Raw genomic sequence first — 20,317 nt, 5'->3', positions numbered from 1 at the left:
CTCAAATTATTGTAAGATAATGGTAGATGCTTCGCGTTTACGCAAACTTAACTGGTAACCGGAAACGTTAACTGCAATCGGATCGCCAAGCGGTGCAACCCTTTGGATACTGATTTCCTCGCCGGGCAAACAACCCATTTCCATCAGTTTAACAGACATTTCCAAATCGGTAAACTCTTTGATGATACCTTTTTTGCCGATGGTTAATTGCGATAGCTTCATGGATACAAGTACTAATTATACCGTAAAGCTAAACCTTATTTAAATTAAATCCAAATAAGATTTGATAATTGTTTTATCAAACAACACGGATCATGCAAGCGGTAGAAAAAACTTTGTTCATCAATTTCACAACTTTCAAAAATCCAAAATGACAACTATCCCCAGATACATACTGAGAACCTGTCTAAATTTCTATCATGAAAATTTATAATGCTTCTTTTATGCCTGCAAATTCTGTTTCCGGAAGTTGTTCTGATACAAAAAGCACAATGGCCGATGATTTTTATGCGGTAAAAGAAGCATAGAAAATATATTGGAAAAAATTTACACAGCTCTCAGTATGAATTATTTTTATCCTACACTATAAAACCAGGGCAGCAAACTATAAAGAAATCAACAGTGAAAAGGAAGCCCTTCCATTTTCTTTATTCTAAATTTTATAAAAGGTGGTTTTATTCAAAAACCGAAGCCCTTTATTTCTTTAAAATGAAACTTCGCCATATATAAGCTGTTCCTTTTTTAATTAAAAAAACAAATAGGGTTTGTTTTTCTTTAAATATTTACCCGAGCACAAAAGACCCCGGCTTTTCGATAAAACGGCGGCAGCAAAATGGATACTTCCGGCAAAAACAGCAAAGGCATGGAAGGTGGGCGGTATTTGGACATGAAGACGAAACCACGATAATTTTTGTGGTAAAAAGAGTATTGATGGTAGAAAAACGGCCGATGCTGGCCGAAGGGCTGCACATTGTAAAAAAGCAGGTTTCTTGGTTTCTATCATTAAAGAGGCGTTCCGTATAAGCCAGCCAGGTACAGCATAGGACAACACTAAACCAACAGGCCAATAACCAACAATCAAAACAGAACAACTAAAATAAAACAATCATGACAAACCAAGAAACAATGCCAATGCCACAAGCGGCAGAACCGCAACAAGTAGCGCCGCCACAACCAATTGATGGCAAGCGCGGTGCTTCGATCTTAGGGCCGACCAACCCGGCGCGCGAAGCGCAAGACCGCGACTTGCTCGCTGCACCGATTACCGACAAGGGCACCGTCCCCAACTTTCGCTGGTCGTTCGCCGACAGCCACAACCACCTTGAACAGGGCGGCTGGGGACGCCAGACCACCATCCGTGAATTGCCCGCCGCCACCACCATCGCGGGTGTCAATATGCGCCTCACGCCCGGCGGCGCAAGAGAAATGCACTGGCACACATCGGCGGAATGGGCTTACATGATCGCGGGCCAGGCGCGCATCACCGCCATAGACGAGAACGGCTGCACTTTTCAAGACGACGTGAAGGCAGGCGACCTGTGGAACTTCCCCGCTGGGATTCCGCACTCGATTCAGGGGCTTGAACCTGAAGGCTGTGAGTTTTTGCTTGTCTTTGACGACGGCAACTTTACCGAAGAAGGCACCTTTTTGCTCACCGATTGGCTCATCCACACGCCTAAATCGGTGCTTGCTAAAAACTTTGGTGTGTCCGAAAGCGTGTTCGATTCGCTTCCGGCCAAGCCCTTGTGGATTTTCCAAGCGCCTGTTCCAGGCACGCTCGAATCAGATCGGGTGGCAGGTGCCGGCCCGGTGCCCACAAGCTTTAGCTTTCACATGGAAGGGCAGGAACCGATTCGCACCCATAGCGGTTCTGTTCGCATCGTGGACTCAAAGAACTTTCCGGCCGCCACCACCATCGCCACCGCAATTGTGGAAGTGGAGCCGGGTGGAATGCGCGAAATGCACTGGCACCCCAATGCGCAGGAATGGCAGTTTTACCTTGAAGGCCAGGCGCGCATGACGGTGTTTGCTGCCGATGGTAGGGCGCGCACCTTCGACTATCAGGCGGGCGATGTTGGCTGCGTTCCGGTTCCGATGGGTCACTATGTCGAAAATACCGGCACCACCACGCTGCGCTTCCTCGAATGTTTCCGCTCAGACCACTATGAAGATGTGTCGCTTCGCCAGTGGCTGGCGTTTTCGCCCGCCGAACTGGTCAAAGCTCACCTGGGCTTCGACGCTTCGCAATTCGCGCCCGTCTCGACACACAAAACACCTGTCGTGCCTGCGTAAAATCGGGGACTTTTCCACCACATTGCTCTGGGCCTTTGTCATCAACACAAGCCCCCGTTCGTTCACCGAGTGGTGCTATGTGGAGAGCACAAGGCCGACCAGCTTTTACAAATAAAAAACCCAAGCCAAACCAAGAGACCGTATCATAAGTTATGAACGGCCTCTTTTTTTTCATCTATTCGGATACCATGTAGAATTTGTTTTTTTTAGACAATTCTTAAGATGTTTATCTTATTTTTGATACAGCCTCCCGGATTTTTTAAAATTAAAAGCTGTTTAACTTTTATCCTAAATATTTTTGATGCTTCTTTTATCCTATAAAAATGTATTTTTTCTATACCAATAAAATACAACGCAAATTTTTTAGGGATAAAAGAAGCATTGTTATTTTATTAAATATTAAATAGGGTTAATTACACTAAATATAACTGCTGAATATTGTGGGATAAGTTCTAAACATCAGTTGTTTAAAAATTTGAATGGTGCCCCGCTTAGTACTTTACCCAAACGAAGTGTTTATAATAAGAGAAAGAGAAAATTGTTCCCGTTTATAGATGGGTCGAGAAAAAAACTTGTTCAAAAACCAAATTTTGTCCAGGGTTATTTCATTATCAATTCTATGCCTTAGAGGTTTGTAAAAATGCCCATGCGGCAAGGAGTAAAATTTGTAAAGGGCGGGAAAATGCTTTTCCAAACCATGGGTTTAGTGCAGTGCAAAACTCCTAATGCACTACGGGTTATATTAATGTAAAAGAAGCATGCTTCTTTTATCGGCATAAAATTGTTGACCCAAAAATTTTAGCCAAAAAAGAATTAGGAATGCTGATAGGAATTGTAGCGAAAATGCGGACAATTGCATTTTTTGTGGAACAATCCGCAGGAAGAAAATAATGTTGCTGCCAAAAAAAATGCAGCTAAAATTCGCTTATTGTTTTTGAGCTTGTATGGCATGTGTAGTTACTAAAATACTGAAAATACCCATTAAAGAACCCAGCATATCGCAAAAAAGGTCGTCCCACTCGGCACTGCGGTAAGTAAAGACCTTCCATTGCAGAAGTTCTATCGCGCCACCAAACAAAAACATGCAAAACAGCACGACTACAAAAACCGGCCCGCTGAGGTTAACGCTTCTTTGTTTACGAAACAAACCGTAAAAAGTAAGCACCGTAAGCACAAAAAATAATCCGGTATGCGTTAATTTGTCAAACCCTTTAAAAAACAAGTGCGACTGCCCAACTTTGCCTAAAGAAACGCAACAGATGACTAAAATAAACAAAGCCCAAAGCAAAGTCAGGCTTTGATATTTTAAAAATTTTTGCATCAGGCGCCGATTAAAGCTTTGTAGTTTTCGGCTGATAACAATTCGTCCAGTTCTGCTGCATCTGTAATCGTGATTTTTACCATCCAGCCATCGCCAAAAGGATCAGAATTAACCAGCTCCGGGCTGGCATCCAGCGCAGCGTTAACTTCTAAAACCTGTCCGCTTACCGGCATAAATAGGTCAGAAACAGTTTTTACTGCTTCTACCGTTCCAAAAATACCTTCTTTGGCTACTTGTTCGCCAACGGTGTTGATATCTATGTAAACAATATCGCCCAATTCGTGCTGTGCAAAATCGGTAATGCCGATGTAAGCCGTATCGCCATCTATCCTCACCCACTCATGATCTTTGGTGTATTTCAATTCGGAAGGAAAATTCATGTTCTTATTTTTTTCTCCAAAAATAAATAAAAACATGGTTAGAAACTGAACAATGATTAAATGCGGGGATATTTATTTGAAAATGTTTTTGAGTTGTGGCCGATGCTTCTTTTACAGCATAAAAAACAAAACACAAATAACAGGAAAGCGCTTATACTATATAAAACTTGTTTAAACTTTTTTTCTGACCTTCTTTTTTAGGGGTTGATGCTTTTTTTACCCTATAAAAATTAGTGCCTGTATCGGCCTAAACAAATCAAAAACCGGGCAACACAAATTTTTATAGGGTAAAAGAAGCATTGTGTAAAGCACAAAAGAATAAGTTTAAACAAGTTCATACTTAATAAAATTAACCGCTACCAAAACCTTTAAAATAATGATTAAGAGGTATTAGCCTGTTTAAATGACGTTACCTCTTTTAAACCAAATCGTAACATTACTTTTATTTTTACTTATCAAGCAATAGCTTTTTAACTACAAAAAATAGATCCAAAATGGAAACACATAACAAAGTTGAAACTTCCAGTAAGGAGCAAGCTGCCTTACTTACGGCAAAAACGCAGGAAAGGCTGATTATCTGCCTTGCCATGATCGCTGGATTTATAGACGCCTACGGTTTTTTTCATTTCAAAACCTATCTGTCGTTCATGAGCGGCAATACAACACAAACAGGGTTTTCGTTAGGCCAAGCCAGATTTGCCAATGCGTTGATTTCTTTTGTAGCTATCCTGTTTTTCGTCATTGGTGTTTTTACAGGTTCTGTATTGTCAAAATTTAATTGGTACAAATCCCGTTGGGCACCTTTTACTGTTGTGGCATCGGTATTGGCGTTTTATGGAATCGCATCGTTTTTTTTCACGATAAACAATTATTGCAGTGTAGGTATCCTTAGCTTTTCTATGGGCTATATGAACACTATCCTATCCCATATTGGCAAACAATCTGTAAACCCTGACTTTGTTACCGGCACTTTAAATAACATAGCCCAACACTTTGCATCAATTATAAAAGACACACCTTTGCCGGATTCTCAAGGCACTTGGGACAGCCACCAACGACGCGCCATCGTATTATTGGTTATTTGGTTTTCCTTTTTAGCCGGTGCCTTGTTCTGTATAATAGCCACATCTTGGTTTGGAAAATGGAACCTGGCATTTCCTGTTGCTTTATTGCTGATTTCTCCTTTGTTAAGTTCAGGGAAAGTTCGTTAAATTTTTTGCAAAAAGATGCGTCATCTTGAAATACCACAGGTATTTAAAACAGGCAGAGAACAAAAATTTTTAATACTTTTTGTAAGATTAAAAAACATAAATAAAAGTTTTTAGGGATTAAAAGAAACATTCCTTTTTATGGAATAAGAACTTAAACCGCTTTCCTTATATGGCTGCAACAACGCTACTTTAAACAATTACATAATAATTAAAACTATACGCTTTCAAGTATTGTTAAAAGATTATTGTTTAACTATAATAACTACTACAATGAAAAAAATTACTTTAGCAGCAATTGCAATTTTGGGCCTCGTATTTTCTGCAAATGCACAGATTCAAAAAGGCAATGTTTTGATTGGCAGCGATTTGGCCAACTTACAATTAGGCTTAAGCAAGCCAACAAGTTTTACTGGTACTATTATGCCAAAAGCAGCATGGTTTATCAAGGATAACGTTGCTTTGGGCGGTTACGGAAGTTTTAGTGTGGCAACTTTAAAAGGAAACGGATCTGATATTACCTATGGCATAGGCGCATTAGGACGGGTTTACAGTGGTGCCGGAACAGAAATTGTTAGGCATGGCCGCTTTTTTGGCGAAGCAAACATTGGTATTGAAGGCCAAAATTATTCTGCAACCGGTGGTTCTACCAATGGTTTAGGTTTTGGCGTTGGCCCTGGTTTTGCTTATTTTATTACACCAAGTATTGGTTTGGAAACGTTGCTTAAATACAATGGCATCGTAGGTTTCGGCAGCAGCCCTTATGCAAACAATGTTAACCTGCAATTTGGCTTTCAGGTTTATTTGCCAGGAAGGGCTACAGCAAGAAAAGTTATCAGAGATGTAAAGTAACATTTCTGGTTTAATTATTACAAAAAGCATGTTTAGCTATAAACTGAACATGCTTTTTTTATGCCCCTAAATTTAGTGTCTTTTATTTTTATACAATGCACTTTGGTATTCTCAGGATTGATGCCAATGCTTCTTTTACCCTATAAAAATTGGTCTCTTTATCAACCTTAACAAATCTAAAAAAACATAGCATTTACCAATTTTAGGGTGATAAAAGAAGCATGGAAAATTTGATCAATAAAAGTTGAACAAGCTTTTTTTACTGAAACAACAGTTTTAAATTGATGCCAAAATTGGTAAATGCCGTGTTAAAGGATTGCGATGTATAAGGTTTGGTGATGTTGGAATCATAAAACAACTGCAGGTTAAAGCGTTCGTTAATTATATAATTTACCGAAGGCCGAACTGTAATATTTTTTGCGCCCGATGAAACATCCGCTTCCTGCACATCCGGCCTGAAAACAACTGTTTTGTTATCCGCGATAGCAAAATCAAGCTTAAAGTTCATGTCGTTTTTAAGCTGTAGGTTTTGAAACAAGCCAAACGGGAAACGGAAATTATTGGTGTGGTAGCCAAAACCAAAAACGACAGCGGTTTCATTTTGCTGCGTCAATTGGCTGTTGGACAAACTTAAACTCAAAGCCCGACTTTTACGGTATTCAAAATTGCCCGTCATGCTGTTTTTAAACCGCGCGCTAAAACCCAGCAATGGCACAAACTGCTCAAAAATAGTGATTTGTGCATATTGGTAATAAGGCAGAAAGTCGTTGTTGGCATCGCGCACATTTACGGCCCCGTTTGCTTCTGAATAACGCAGCAAAGTGTTGAAACCATTGACACTGTACGACGAACGGTAGCCATGCTGCATATCAAAAGAATCAAAAATATCTGCCAAAAAAGGCAATTTGTTTAAGCCATTATAAGTAATCTGCCAGTTTGGGATCGGTATTTTAGGAAAACTATTTGTGCCGATGCTTTTTGCATCTTTACCAGAATAAGCAGCCAGAAATGATGAAACCAGCACCTCCTGGTCGTTAGCACTGTAACCATCGGCAAAACCATTGGTTACATTGGTTGAATTTGGGTTTTGCCTGCCCAAACGTTGTGAAATAATGCTTCGGTTGTCTAAAAACTTTTGGAAAACAGCCGAAGTATTGTTGATGCCTGTAGTTTTTGAAAAAGCAGTAGGCAGGGTAAAATACGAAATGCTGTAATCGCCGGAAGTGATCGGACTCAAATTTTCAATGTCGTTGGTAACAGTTGAATATTTAAAGTTGGTTTGGTAGTTGAGGTTGCGTGTACGAAAAGCAGAAAGTTCAATCCGAAGGTCAGGGATTGGCTCCAACACGCCCCGAAAGCGCATGTCTTCATTTAGCGTTTTTGTAAACAATTGGTTTTGCAAAGTGTCTGTCGTAATCCATCCGTTGGCAAGTGCACGGCTTCGGATATCGGCCTGACTTCCCAGCAAAAACCCGATGCCGGGCGCATTGTAGTTTAAGTCTTCGCCAAAAAACTTGGTTTTGGGCAGATAGCCCGGCAAAAATGTTCCTTCGGTTCGCGTATAAGTTCCGCTTACGTTTTTTACACTGGTTAAAATTTGTAAAAATAAGTTGCCCAAACCGCCTTTGCCTGCTTCATTGGCATTGCGCAAAACCCCAAATTTATTATACAAACCAACAAAGTTTAAAACCGGGTTTAATTGAATGGTGCGGGAGTTTTGGATGGTATTGCCCACATTAAAAGCAGGGTTGCTTAAAGAAAATTGTGCTTGTGAATTCCAGTTAAACTGTGTGCTGTAACGTACCGTCATGTTCGTCCAGTCAAAACCAGGGATTTTATTGATTGGCGTAGTATAGTTAAAGTTGATGGTGTGCGTGTAATTAACCGTTCGGCCCAGCTTTTTCAGGTTGTTCCATAAAGTGTCTTGTTTTAAACCGTTGATACGCCCGGCAGGTTCGTCTATCACGCCCAGGTTGGTCGCATCAAAATCCATTTGTAAAGATTTGGTCAAAGTCCAGCCGATGCCATAAACACGGTTGATCAAAAAGTTTTTGTTATACGTTGTTGGTATCGCGATAAAATTTTCCGGGTCATTGTTGCGCAAGGTATTTTCAGAATAAAAACGGTTTACGCCAATACTAAAGTTTAACCGGGAAGGCAAAATGCTAAAGTTGATGTCTTTAAATAATTTAAGCCAGTTGCTTTTAACCAGTTTCTGAAAAGGGCTGTAAAACTTAGGCTGGTTGTTGTAAATGTAGTTTATGTTGGCTACATAAGTTTTTTGAAAGGCATTTTCTGTAATAAAATCATGGTGCTCGTATTGCGTGTAGATAAAAGTTGCGCTCAGGTTCTCCACATCCCAAAGGTGGCTTTTGGCGTTTGGTACTGTTTTTACCTTACGAATATTGGTGAGGTTGATGCTTTTTCTAACGGTATAATCTTCGGCTTCGTTCAGGATAGAGTCCTTTTTGGCTTTTGATACCTGTTGCAGTTCTGTTTTCAGTTCGATATCAGGAGATTTCGGGTCATACTGCGGCATGATAACCTGGTTGGAATAGTTGACATAAACAGGCAATTTTATGCCGGAACTTGTCGGGAAAAACTTGCCGAGTTCTACGTTAGCTGAAACATCAACCGATTGGTTATCGCTTCGGCTGCGGTCATTAATCCTGGAATCCAGCGTACCAAAACCGATGGTACTTTTACTGCCCGAAACACTGATATCGGCCAGATCGGCCAGTTTTGCATTAAACCTTCCGGTTGCCGCGATGCCGCCTTGCTCTTTAAAACCCGTCAAACGGAGTTCGTTAAACCAAACAATGGCAGATTTATCCAAGCCGTCATCCTTCCCCGGAGGGGAATTTCCTTTGTACGGGTTGCGAACGCCAAGCATGATGGTGCGAAGTCGGCTCAAATCCGGTTGCCCTTTGATGGTTACCCGGTTTGCGCCGTCCCTAAAAGTGTAAGGCAGGTTCAAAGGCCACGATACTCCGTTTAGCAGTGCATTGTTTCGGGCTGTTTTTGCACGGGTAAGCAGGTCAAGCTGCAAAGCAATACGGTTTGAAACCGGCCAAATGGCATCCGGGTCGCGGGTGCCGGGCTGTGTTATCTGTAAAGGGATTTCGTACTCGTAATAATTATCTACATAATCAGCACCCAAACGGATAAAAGCATTTACATCGCCGTTTATCAATTGCGGCCCTTCTGCATGGACAAACATATCTAACTGTTTGTACTGGCGCAAATCATTGCCAAAAGTTTTAAAAGTAGCTTTTGAGTAACCGTCGCGCAGGTTTTTGACCGTAACTTGCAATGCCTGCTCGTTCAGTTGCGTATTGGTAGTATAGTTGTTGTAATCGCGCTGGCGGGTAATGCCTGGCGGAACGACGTAAGGAATTGGCGTGCGGTTTCCGTTTTCTTCAATATTTACGGTTGATACATCAATGGTCGAATTATCCAGCGTTGGGTTAACGATGGCCGGATCAGCAATAATATTAGCGGTACTGTTTTCGGTGTTGAAAGCGCGCCATTCACCGCGGATCAGTTGCAGCCTTGCAAAACGCAGGATGGAGGTATCGGCAAAATTGGTCATGAACATCCGGATAAAACGGATGGCTTTAAAATCCTGGATGTTGCCAACTTTAGATTGGTAACTTTTTATCGGAACCCGAAACTGGTACCAGTTAACCGACTGTGTGTTTCCGTTGGCCAGTTTAACCTGAGAAGTTACTTTATCAGCAATAAAATTTTGTCCAACCACCATGTCCCGCGGCCGGATAGAAACTTTGTACTGAAAATATTCATCGGCCTGGCTCATGTTGTTGTCGCGGTTTACGTCTTCGCCATCAGGCAAAGAAGTAGAAGCCGAGTTGTCTAAACCCAACTCCGCTTTGGATTGCTCGGTTGTTTTGGAGTTGCCTTCTGTTCCGTTGTACTGACTGTAACGGCGCAAAATCCCGGAGTTCCCTTCATCGTATTGCGGCCCGCGGAAATACAAATAATCATCCGAAGAAGGGTCGCTGATAACTTGCGAAGCGGCCGAAGCATTTAAAACACCACGGATTTGCTGGATAAAAGGAGCATATTTCTGGCGTTCATCGGCATCGGCCAAACCATCCAAACCAACATCCTGTAAAGTGCGGGCTGAAGGATCATTATCAAAAGATTGCACCACGGGTTGTAGTTTTGGTATCCTTCCCCAAACCGTTTGATCTACTTTTGACGTATCACCATCAGCAGGCAAACCGTTTTCCAAACTCTTGCGCCCGTCTTTCAAAATATCTTCAGAGATACTGCCGAGGTTGAAATAAAGGTCTCCGCCGGGAGAAGCTGGTTTATAAATAAACGGATCTAAAACCCAAAACTCAATGTACTGCACATTCAGCGATTCAAAATCATTGCTGTCCATCCTTCTAAAAATACCGCCCCAGCGGCTTTGCGGGTTTTGCAAAGTACCATCCGCATTGATGCCGCTTGTGGTAAAATTATACGGGCCGCGCACTTTCGGATAAAAAGCCAAATCGAGCGTAGGCAAACTTAGCGGCTGACCGGTAGTGCTTTGTTTATAGGGGAAAACTTCTTGCTCTAAAACTTCGCGCACATAATGGTTGGAAAGCTCATTCCGCGAATCGGGCAAAGCCGGCGCTTGAGAATTGCTGCGGTTATAAAAAATCGGGTCAATGTTGTAAAAAGCCAAACGCGCGCGATTGTATCCATAAGACAAATCGTTGTCCAACTGCGATTCTGGGAACAATTGCGGTGTGCCCGAAAGCTGCCAATTGATCGCACTTTTTATATCAATCAATGAGCTGCTGTTTTCAAAATCGTCAAGATAAGCGGTTCCGTTTGAACCGGCAAAGTTTAAAGCAGCCGGATGGCCGGGCAACAATTGTGCAAACTCGCCGCTAAAGTTTACGGAGGAAGGTGCTTTGGTAGAGATAAAAGGCAACTTATCCACCAGCCGTGTCAGCAACCTGGAAGAGGAACTGTACGTTCCATCGAAACCGTAAATGGTGTTGGAGATGGATTCATCACCAATACTTACTTTTTGCGTAATGGGCTGCTCGGTCAAGTGCATCACGGTTGCGCCCAGGTTCAATTTGTTGTTCAGCTTATAATCAAACCTGGAACCGTACAATGATTTTTGCTGGATCCCGTACAGCTCGTTGCTTTCTAACTTAATGTTGATCGGCTGGCCGGAAGTTAACAAAGCCTGATTGATAATCCTGATCCGGCCAATGTTGTAATCCACCGTGTAGTCTGATCCTTCTGTCAAACGCAAAGTACCAGCCGTAACCACCACAGAACCTTGCGGAATATTGATGGCATTTAACTGAAACTCAGAACCGGATTGAGAAGAATACGTTCCGCGGATAACATAGCGGTTTAGCTGCGGGAAAAACTGCTGTGCAATCGTTTTGGTAGAATCATACAACGGCTGGTAAACGTAACGGTTGATCAGATCCTGCTCGGTTGCCGGGTTAAACTGCTTTGCCAAATCCGAACCAAAAGGCTCGACCACCGGAAACGTAATGCGGCCGTTTTGCGAATCTATCGTAATCCCTTCCAAAAAATCGAAATAACCATCGGGCTGTTTGGCACTTTGCTGGTTTAAATTATCCAGTCCGGTTAATTGCAGCCAAAGTTTACCGGTTGTCCGCTGCCCCTCGCCCATAATCGGTTTTTCGATGTTTGATTTATCGTCTAAACGCGCAATCGTCAACTTAAAATCGTTCGGACTGATTTGATAGGCACCCAACGTATAAATATTCTTCATCATTAAATTCCAAGTTGGCAATGCTGTTTTTAGCAGCTCATTTTTCAGCAACTTGGTGTATAAAACTTTCGGCGTGTTTGGGTCAACCGGAATATCGGTAGAAAACTCTCCAACCTGATATTCAGTCCCGTTGTAAGTATAACGGTAAGCAACGGCCAGCACTTCATCGTTGTTTAAAGGATAATTTAAGGAGATGTAACCCAATTGCGGATGCAGCACAAACTCTTTGTCGGACAGTTTTCGGGCATAAGTCAGCTTGCCGTAATTATCGTTTCTACCTGTGGATTGAAAGTAATTGGCCACATCGTTGGAGTTGGTCAAACGGGCATTGGCCGGCAAATTTTGTAATAAATTGTTGGATTGCTGTGTAAAACCAGGCCCTTGAAAACCGGCCGGTAAAGCAGAAAAACCAGGGCCGCCGCGAACCAAAGAAGTATTGTAAGGATTATACTCGCCCAAATCCAGGAAACCCAAAATATCCCTCGAATCTTTGGTGTTATTGCTCCGGTTGGTTACCCAAACTTCTATTTTGGTAATGTTAACGTTCGAGCTGATGATCGGGATATTGGCCAACGCACGGTTGTAGTTGTTGCGAAAATATTGCGACAAAAAATAATGCCGGTTGGCTTCGTAATCAGCAGGCGAAAGGTTAAAAGCGCCTTGCTGCGAACCATTTGAAATCGTAATCTGCCTGCTTTGGGATTGCTGCTGCGAAAAAATACTGGTTACGTTCAGCTTGCCAAACTGCAGCTTTGTTTTTATGCCGAACAATGCCTGGCTCCCGTTAATCAATGAAGTTGGCAAAGGCATGCTCACTGTTCCGGCTTCTATTTTTTGGATGATTTCGTCCGGTTTGCCGGTATAATCCAGCTTGATCTGGTTTTCAAACTGAAACTGGGCTTCGGTATTGTAATTGGTCGAGATTTTTAACTTATCGCCAATTGTACCGGTAACGTTCATTTGGATACGCTGATCGAAATTAAAACTGCCCTGGTTACGCTGCCTTGTGTTAAAAAGCGGGTTTTCGTTTTTGTTCAATTGCCCGGCAAAAATTACTTCTGCCGATCCTTGCGGACGGATGTCAATATTCGGGCTGCCAAAAATCTGTTCAAAAGTTTTGCTTCTGATCTTAATTTGCGGGATGAAACCGGGCTGCTGCGAATCTTTGGCGTACTGATCAGACAAATGCTTCCAGTTTTCCTTGATCTCGCCGCTTTGTTTTAAACGGAGGTATTCTGAATAAGTGAGGTAACGCGGCGGCCGGTAATTGTAATTGCCCACGCGTTCTGTTAAAATATAGCGGTTTGTTGCCGGGTCATATTCTACCGATTTAACCAAATTTGGCGGATCGGGAAGCAAATAACCTTGCCGCAACTGGTTGTTCCTGGATTGCTTATCCACAACCGGCGATTTGACTTTAACAGTATCGTTTTTACCCGAACCCACCTGGGCCTGCTGCCCATAAACTTTTATGTTACAACCAAAGGCTATAACATAACACACTCCGCACAACACCGTTCTGGTAAATATTTTCACCCTTTAAGCAAAAAAGTAGTAATTATAAGTTTTTCAAAGCAAATTTTATCAATTTTTCTACTGTTAAATTTTCTTCTTCTTTTTTAACAACCTGGTCAATCACTTTTTCGGCAGCATTTTTTGCGAAACCCAGCATCACCAACGCAGACAAAGCTTCCTCTTTAACAGTATGGTTTACCGGAACGGTTATTAAAGAATCTGGCCCTTCTTTTTTTAATTTGTCCTGCAGCTCCAAAATTATCCTTTGTGCAGATTTCGGCCCTATTCCCTTAATCCGCTGTATCAAAGGCACATCGCCCTTGATAATGGCTTGCTGTATTTCGGCAGGTGTGATGGAAGAAAGCATCATGCGGCCAGTGCTGGCACCAATCCCTGATACGGATATCAGGTGCAAAAACAGCCTTCTTTCGCCTTCATCTGCAAAACCGTACAGCGTATGTGCGTCTTCTTTTACGTGAAGCCAGGTAAAGAGTTTACAATTATTTTCGTTTACCGAAAGTGCAGCATAAGTATGAAGGGAAATATTGATGTGATAGCCCACGCCGCAGGCATCAATCACCACATAGGCCGGGCATTTAAACGCCAGTTTTCCCTGGATATAATCGTACATCTGTTGATCGCTTTTTTAAATTTTGCTGATAATATTCCTATGCTTCTTTTATCGCCTAAAAATTGGTGTGTTTCTGTTTTTGTCATGCCGAACTTGTTTCGGCATCCCACAAGATTAGTTTACTTTTCACGAGGGATCCTGAAAAAATTCCAGGATGACAAGTTCAATACTTCTTTTACCACCTAAAAATCAGCAAGTATTTAAGTTGATCCAACCACCAATTTTTAGGTGGTAAAAGAAGCATTGGTTTTTTCTTGTGTTGATTTCAAACAAACCCTAACTGTTTCTCGGGAAGCAAAAAAGCTGATACTGTTTTTACCGATATAAATTTAGTCTTGCGCCGCTTTTGTTTGTGCATCCACCACGGCAATGGTAACCACGTTTACAATCTCGCGTACCGAACTGCCCAACTGCAACACATGCACCGGTTTGTTCATGCCCAGCAAAATCGGCCCAACAGCTTCGGCACCGCCAATTTCCTGCAACAACTTGTAAGCAATGTTGCCCGATTCAAGGTTTGGAAAAATCAGCGTATTTGCCGGCGCGCCGTTTAAACTCGAAAAACCGTAGTTGTCTTTCAGCAAAGTCGGGTTCATAGCAAAGTTGGCCTGCATTTCGCCGTCAACCACCATTTCCGGATATTGCTCGTGTAAAAGCCGTACCGCTTCACGTGTTTTTTCCGGAACAATGCCTTCGTTTGAACCAAAGTTGGAGTAAGAAAGCATGGCCACACGCGGCTTTACATTAAACTGGCGAACGGAACGCTCGATCAGCACCGTAATATCCACCAATTGCTGCGCATCGGGATTGACGTTTACCGTGGTATCGCCAAAAAAGACCGGTCCTCTTTTCGTAATCATCATGTACATTCCAGCCACTATTTTTACGCCGGGTTCTGTGCCGATGACTTGCAAAGCCGGTTTTACCGTTGCCGCATAGTTTCGTGTCAGGCCGGAAATCAGCACATCGGCATCGCCAAACTGAACCATAGATGCGCCGTAATAATTTCGGTTCAACATCAATTTTCGGGCATCAAACAAAGTAATGCCCCTTCGCTGCCGTTTCTTGAACAAAAAGTTGGCGTACTTTTCAGATTTTTCTGTAATTAATAACGGGTTGATGATTTCCACGCCTTCCAAATCCAAATCATTGGCCAGCATAATTTCCCTGATCTTTTCTTTATTGCCCAACAAAATTGGCGTGGCAATACCTTCGTCGCGTACTATTTGTGCCGATTTTAAAATCTTGTAATTATCAGCTTCTGCAAAAACCACACGCTTCGGTTCTAATTTTGCCTTGCCCGAAATACTGCGCATGATTTTGTCTTCTTTTCCCAAACGGCTGATCAGTTCTTCGTGGTAAGCGTCCCAATCCAGAATATGCTTTCCGGCAATCCCCGAATCCATCGCTGCTTTAGCAACTGCTGTAGAAACAGTTGTAATCAGCCTCGAATCCACAGGTTTTGGGATGATGTAATCTTTGCCAAATTTAAAATTACGCGCGTTGTAAGCTAAATTTACTTCTTCCGGAACCGGCATTTTGGCCAGTTCGGCAATCGCTTTTACGGCTGCCAGTTTCATTTCTTCGTTGATGCCGGTTGCCCGAACGTCCAACGCGCCCCGAAAAATATACGGGAAACCCAATACGTTGTTTACCTGGTTCGGGTAATCGGAACGGCCGGTTGCCATGATCAGATCTTTTCGGGTTTCGGTAGCCAGTTCATAAGAAATTTCGGGAACCGGGTTGGCCATCGCAAAAACGATTGGGTTTTCGGCCATCGTTAGCAGCATTTCCGGCGTAACTACGTTTCCTGCCGAAAGTCCGATAAAAACATCAGCGCCTTTCATCGCATCGGCCAAAGTATTTACATCGGTTCGATCGGTAAAAAACTGTTTTCGGATATCGTCCAAATCGGTGCGGCCGTGGTGCAGCAATCCGTCTTTGTCAAACATCACCAAATTTTCTTTTTTTACACCGATGGCGAGGTACAGTTTTGAACAAGAAATAGCCGCCGCGCCTGCGCCATTGATCACGATCTTAATTTCCTCCAGTTTTTTATGCTGGATTTCAACTGCATTCATCAACGCCGCACCTGAAATAATGGCCGTTCCGTGCTGGTCGTCGTGCATCACCGGGATTTTCATTTCCTCTTTCAGCCGCCGCTCAATTTCAAAACACAACGGTGCAGCAATATCTTCAAGGTTTACGCCGCCAAAAGTTGGTTCCAGCGCTTTTACAATTTGTACAAATTCGTCAACATTCTTCGTATTTAGTTCCAGGTCGAACACATCAATATCTGCAAAAATCTTAAACAACAAGCCTTTGCCTTCCATCACCGGTTTGCTGGCCGCCGGGCCAATATCGCCCAAACCCAAAACCGCCGTACCGTTGCTGATGACGGCCACCAAATTGCCTTTGGCCGTGTATTTATAAGCATCTTCCTGGTTTTCGGCAATGCGCAAACAAGGCTCGGCAACGCCCGGCGAATAAGCCAAAGAAAGGTCGCGCTGAGATTGCGTAGGTTTGGTTGGGATCACCTGGATTTTTCCGGGCCTGCCCGAAGAATGATAATCCAGCGCATCCTGTTTACGGTTATCTACCTTGCTTCTTTTACTCATTGTTTTTTAGGTTTATCAATTTTTACAGGTAAAAAAAGTCCCGGTAAAAGAAGTACCGGGACTTTTTGACAGGCTTTGGTTTGAAAAATTAACTGCGGTTAATCCTAAGCGTCATGCCGGTATGCAAGCGGTTGCTCCTCAGCGTGTTTAATGCTTTAATGCTTTCAACCGAAGCATCGTATTTATCGGCAATCACATTCAAAGTATCGCCCCTTCTAACCTTGTAAGTATAGTAACTTTTTATTGGTTTTTTTTCGGGAGTAGCAATTTCTTTTCCCGATGCTTCTTTTACCAGCAACTTTTGGCCGGGCACAATCCCGCGGCGGTGCAAATGGTTCCAAACTTTTAAATCCTGCACTTCCAAGCCGTAACGGTTAGCAATGGAGGATAACGTTTCGCCCCTTCTAATCCGGTGGTATTTTATGCTGACGTCATTTGTTGCATCTTCCGGATTGGAAGCAAAAGATGGTTTTACCTCATCGTCCAAATCATTCAAAGCCGCATAAACATTGTTAAAATCAGAAGCTACCGTTTTAGGAAGGATCAAGCGTTTTGGTTTAGCGGCCGTGCCGTTTACAATGCGTTTTTTGTAAGATGGATTGAGGATTGCCATTTCCGAAAGTTCGATATTTAAGGCTTTGGATAAATTCCCCAGCGAAACAAATTTATTAACCAACACCGAATCTGTTTTGATAGAAAAATTGCATTCTTCAGGAATGATTTGGTGTTTGCCGTAAAAATTCATCACATAAGCGATGGCAATAAAAGCCGGAACATAACCGCGCGTTTCTGCCGGTAGATAATTTCTAATTGACCAAAAATCATTTCCGCCGGAACGTTGCATAGCGCGGATCACGTTCCCTTTTCCGCAATTGTAGGAAGCAATCGCCAGCAGCCAGTCGCCAAAATCATTGTAGGCATCCCGCAAGTATTTGGCGGTTGCGTAACTGGCCTGGATTGGGTCTTTACGTTCATCCACATAATTATCCATTTTCAAACCGTACAAACGTGCTGTTGCAAACATAAATTGCCAGGGGCCGGTTGCCCCAACCCTGGATACCGCGTTTGGGTTTAAAGCTGATTCTACCACCGACAAAAATTTTAACTCTTCAGGCATATTGGCATCGCGAAAAGCTTTTTCATAAATCGGGAAGTAGTATTTGGCCAGGCCAATGATTTTTGCCATCGAAGCTTTTCGCCGTTGTGCCGTATAAATATCAATATAGCTTTGAACGTACTCATTATAGTCCAACGGAATCTTTTTTTGTATAGAATCCAGGCGGTGTTTGTACACCATGTTTTGGTAAGAAGTCATCAAAAGCTCATCAACAACCGGAACAGGAACCAAAGTATCGCTGCGCAGAATAGTTGGAATAGTTTTTGTGGCCCGGGTAACAGAAGTCAGGTTGACTACCTGTTTAACTTTTAAGTTTATAGTTGTGTCTCTTTGCGGCAGGTTTATTTGCTGTGGGTTATTCTTTTTGCGTTGTGCCTGGGTTAAACCAGCAATCAATACACAACACGTAAGCACTATAAATTTCTTCATCCAAAAAAATTTTTGCGAGGCTTTTATGCCGATGCAAGTTTTAAAAAATATTCCGAAAATTCCAACAACTTGGCTTCAGCAAAAGCGGGAGCAAGTAATTGCAAACCTAACGGCAAATTTTGGGCATTGTTGCCTACAGGTAAAGAAATTGCTGGAATTCCAGCCAAAGATGCCTGGACTGTAAAAATATCTTCCAGGTACATCACAATCGGATCTTTTACAATTTCCCCGATTTTGAACGCTGCGGTTGGTGTTGTCGGCGTGAGGATGAAATCGTATTTGTTTAAAATCTCTTCTGTTTTTTCTTTGATTAAACGCCTCACTTTCTGGGCTTTGGCATAATAAGCATCGTAATAGCCCGAACTCAGCACAAACGTTCCGAGCATGATGCGGCGTTTTACTTCCTCGCCGAAACCTTCTGTCCGTGTTTTGGTGTAAGTGGATTCTGTATCAGTTGCATTTGGGCTGCGGTAACCGTAATGCACACCATCAAAACGGGAAAGGTTGGAAGATGCTTCGGCCGTAGTCAACACATAATATGTTGGAACCACATAATCCAAATACTCAAAAGAAACAGGCTCAACGGTGTGGCCATCAGCTTTTAACTGTGTGATCTTCTGGCGCATCAAATCTTTGATTGCCGGTTCAACGCCTTCATTTTCTAAAATTTCCTCGATGTAGGCAATGCTTCTTTTATCGGTACTTTTTAAGTGTTCGGTATATTTTGGAACGGGATTTAAAGCGGTGGTGCTGTCGTAATCATCGCTTCCGGCCATAATCTCCATCAATAAAGCAGCATCAGCAATGGAACGCGTGATCGGCCCAACCTGATCAAAAGAAGAAGCATAAGCAATAATGCCATGCCGCGAAACACGGCCGTAAGTTGGTTTTAAACCGATGACGCCGCAAAAAGAAGCCGGTTGCCGGACAGAACCGCCGGTATCTGTACCCAAAGCGGCCAGACAAAGATCAGCCTGAACAGCCACAGCCGCGCCGCCGGACGAGCCGCCCGATACTCTTTTTACATCCCTAAAATTTTTAACGGGGCCGAAATACGAAGTTTCGTTCGAGCCGCCCATCGCAAACTCATCGCAATTGCAGCGGCCGATGATGATTGCATCTTCTGCCAATAACCTTTCTAAAACGGTTGCCGAAAAAACGGAAACAAAGCCTTCTATGATGCGGGAAGAAGCGGTAACCTGATGGCCTTTGTAACAAATATTATCTTTGATGGAAATCACCATTCCGGCCAGGCGGCCAGCGGTTTTGCTGACTAATTTTTGGTCGATAAAAGAAGCATTGCGCAAAGCTTCTTCAGCAAAAACCTCATTAAAAGCGTTTAAATCCTGATGCTGGTTTATTCTGTCCAGATAGTATCGAACCAAAGCAACAACCGAGGTTTGGCCGCTGCTTAAATCCTCCTGAACTTCTTTGAGGGAAGCATAAAATTTCATAAGGTGCCAATATAAAAAAACTTACTGTAAATAAACCCAGGCTTATTGACAGTAAGTTAAATACACAGCTTGCGCTTATGCTAAATGTATGATGTTGGAAGAGAAAAAATGAACTACAAGGTAGTTCTCTCGTCCCTGTGTTCTGCGGTAGTTGTTGTTGCAGAAGGATTAACCGTAGTAGTTGTGGTAGATTTGGTTTCAGGTTCGTTGGAAGCGTCTTTAAACTCTTTTACGCCTTTTCCCAAGCCTTTCATCAGTTCAGGGATTTTCTTTCCGCCAAACAACAATAAAACTACTGCTAATATTAAAATGATTTCTGGTGCACCTAATCCACCCATGATATTTATGATTTAATGGTTAATAAACAATTATTTAATTTCGGTAGAAGTTGAATGCGGATGGTTTTCTGAAGGATAGGTTTGATGCGGCGTTATTTCAGGCTGATCAAGCGGCGTAACCTCAGCAACAGAAGTTGAAGTAGCGTTGGAAACAGGTGTATCATGGTTAATCTTCACCTCGTCAAAACTGTTGATCTGGTTGTGGATTTCACGCTTTACACCATCCGAAGCTTCTTTAAACTCACGGATCCCTTTTCCCAGCCCGCGTGCCAGTTCGGGCAATTTGTTACCGCCAAAAAGAAGCAGGGCAACACCCAGGATCAGAATCAATTCGGGCGTACCGATATTCAAAAACAAATACATTGAACTTAACATAACCGTTATTT

General features: G+C 42.7%; 13 protein-coding genes. 3 read left to right on the top strand and 10 right to left on the bottom strand.

The annotated features are described in order from the left end of the window. Positions 1-6 precede the first annotated feature (6 nt). Positions 7-222, bottom strand: a complete 216-nt coding sequence (locus V5804_RS16375; RefSeq protein WP_157562722.1) for a FeoA family protein — start codon at positions 220-222, stop codon at positions 7-9. 885 nt (positions 223-1,107) lie between these two features. Between V5804_RS16375 and V5804_RS16370 the strand changes: the two genes are divergently transcribed. Further along, positions 1,108-2,292, top strand: coding sequence for a cupin domain-containing protein (locus V5804_RS16370; protein WP_369592482.1), 1,185 nt, complete (start codon positions 1,108-1,110; stop codon positions 2,290-2,292). Between the two features lie 925 nt (positions 2,293-3,217). On the opposite strand, the gene V5804_RS16365 is transcribed toward V5804_RS16370, so the two are convergent. After that, the gene (locus V5804_RS16365) at positions 3,218-3,613 is read right to left on the bottom strand and encodes a VanZ family protein (RefSeq protein WP_369592481.1); all 396 of its coding nucleotides are present in this window, start codon (positions 3,611-3,613) and stop codon (positions 3,218-3,220) included. Beyond that, on the bottom strand, positions 3,613-3,993 hold the full coding sequence (gene gcvH, locus V5804_RS16360; RefSeq protein WP_369592480.1) for a glycine cleavage system protein GcvH: 381 nt from the start codon (positions 3,991-3,993) through the stop codon (positions 3,613-3,615). The genes V5804_RS16365 and gcvH overlap by 1 nt, the downstream gene beginning before the upstream one ends. A gap of 494 nt (positions 3,994-4,487) precedes the next feature. On the opposite strand from gcvH, the gene V5804_RS16355 reads away from it, so the two are divergent. Both V5804_RS16355 and V5804_RS16350 read left to right on the top strand, forming a co-directional pair. Next, a complete protein-coding gene (locus V5804_RS16355) occupies positions 4,488-5,204 on the top strand; it encodes a YoaK family protein (protein ID WP_369592479.1) in 717 nt (238 codons plus the stop codon). Between the two features lie 270 nt (positions 5,205-5,474). Continuing rightward, positions 5,475-6,053, top strand: coding sequence for a hypothetical protein (locus V5804_RS16350; RefSeq protein WP_369592478.1), 579 nt, complete (start codon positions 5,475-5,477; stop codon positions 6,051-6,053). Between the two features lie 259 nt (positions 6,054-6,312). On the opposite strand, the gene sprA is transcribed toward V5804_RS16350, so the two are convergent. The 7 genes from sprA to V5804_RS16315 form a co-directional block, all read right to left on the bottom strand. Further along, entirely contained in the window at positions 6,313-13,230 is a 6,918-nt protein-coding gene (gene sprA, locus V5804_RS16345) for a cell surface protein SprA (protein WP_369592477.1), read from the bottom strand. Between the two features lie 157 nt (positions 13,231-13,387). Further along, entirely contained in the window at positions 13,388-13,975 is a 588-nt protein-coding gene (ruvA, locus tag V5804_RS16340; protein WP_369592476.1) for a Holliday junction branch migration protein RuvA, read from the bottom strand. 329 nt (positions 13,976-14,304) lie between these two features. Then, positions 14,305-16,593, bottom strand: coding sequence for an NADP-dependent malic enzyme (locus V5804_RS16335; RefSeq protein ID WP_369592475.1), 2,289 nt, complete (start codon positions 16,591-16,593; stop codon positions 14,305-14,307). An 88-nt stretch (positions 16,594-16,681) separates the two neighbouring features. Next, positions 16,682-18,139: a transglycosylase SLT domain-containing protein gene (locus tag V5804_RS16330; protein WP_369592474.1), complete on the bottom strand. Its 1,458-nt coding sequence runs from the start codon at positions 18,137-18,139 to the stop codon at positions 16,682-16,684. Positions 18,140-18,162: 23 nt separating this feature from the next. Further along, on the bottom strand, positions 18,163-19,593 hold the full coding sequence (gene gatA / locus V5804_RS16325; protein WP_369592473.1) for an Asp-tRNA(Asn)/Glu-tRNA(Gln) amidotransferase subunit GatA: 1,431 nt from the start codon (positions 19,591-19,593) through the stop codon (positions 18,163-18,165). A 113-nt stretch (positions 19,594-19,706) separates the two neighbouring features. Beyond that, on the bottom strand, positions 19,707-19,931 hold the full coding sequence (locus V5804_RS16320) for a twin-arginine translocase TatA/TatE family subunit (RefSeq protein WP_369592472.1): 225 nt from the start codon (positions 19,929-19,931) through the stop codon (positions 19,707-19,709). A 30-nt stretch (positions 19,932-19,961) separates the two neighbouring features. Next, a complete protein-coding gene (locus V5804_RS16315; RefSeq protein WP_369592471.1) occupies positions 19,962-20,306 on the bottom strand; it encodes a twin-arginine translocase TatA/TatE family subunit in 345 nt (114 codons plus the stop codon). Between the last annotated feature and the right edge of the window lie 11 nt (positions 20,307-20,317).

The organism is Mucilaginibacter sp., assembly GCF_041088075.1.
Lineage (GTDB): Bacteria > Bacteroidota > Bacteroidia > Sphingobacteriales > Sphingobacteriaceae > Mucilaginibacter_A.
The sequence above is the reverse complement of the archived record's forward strand: the minus strand, read 5'-3'. Positions and strand labels throughout refer to the sequence as shown.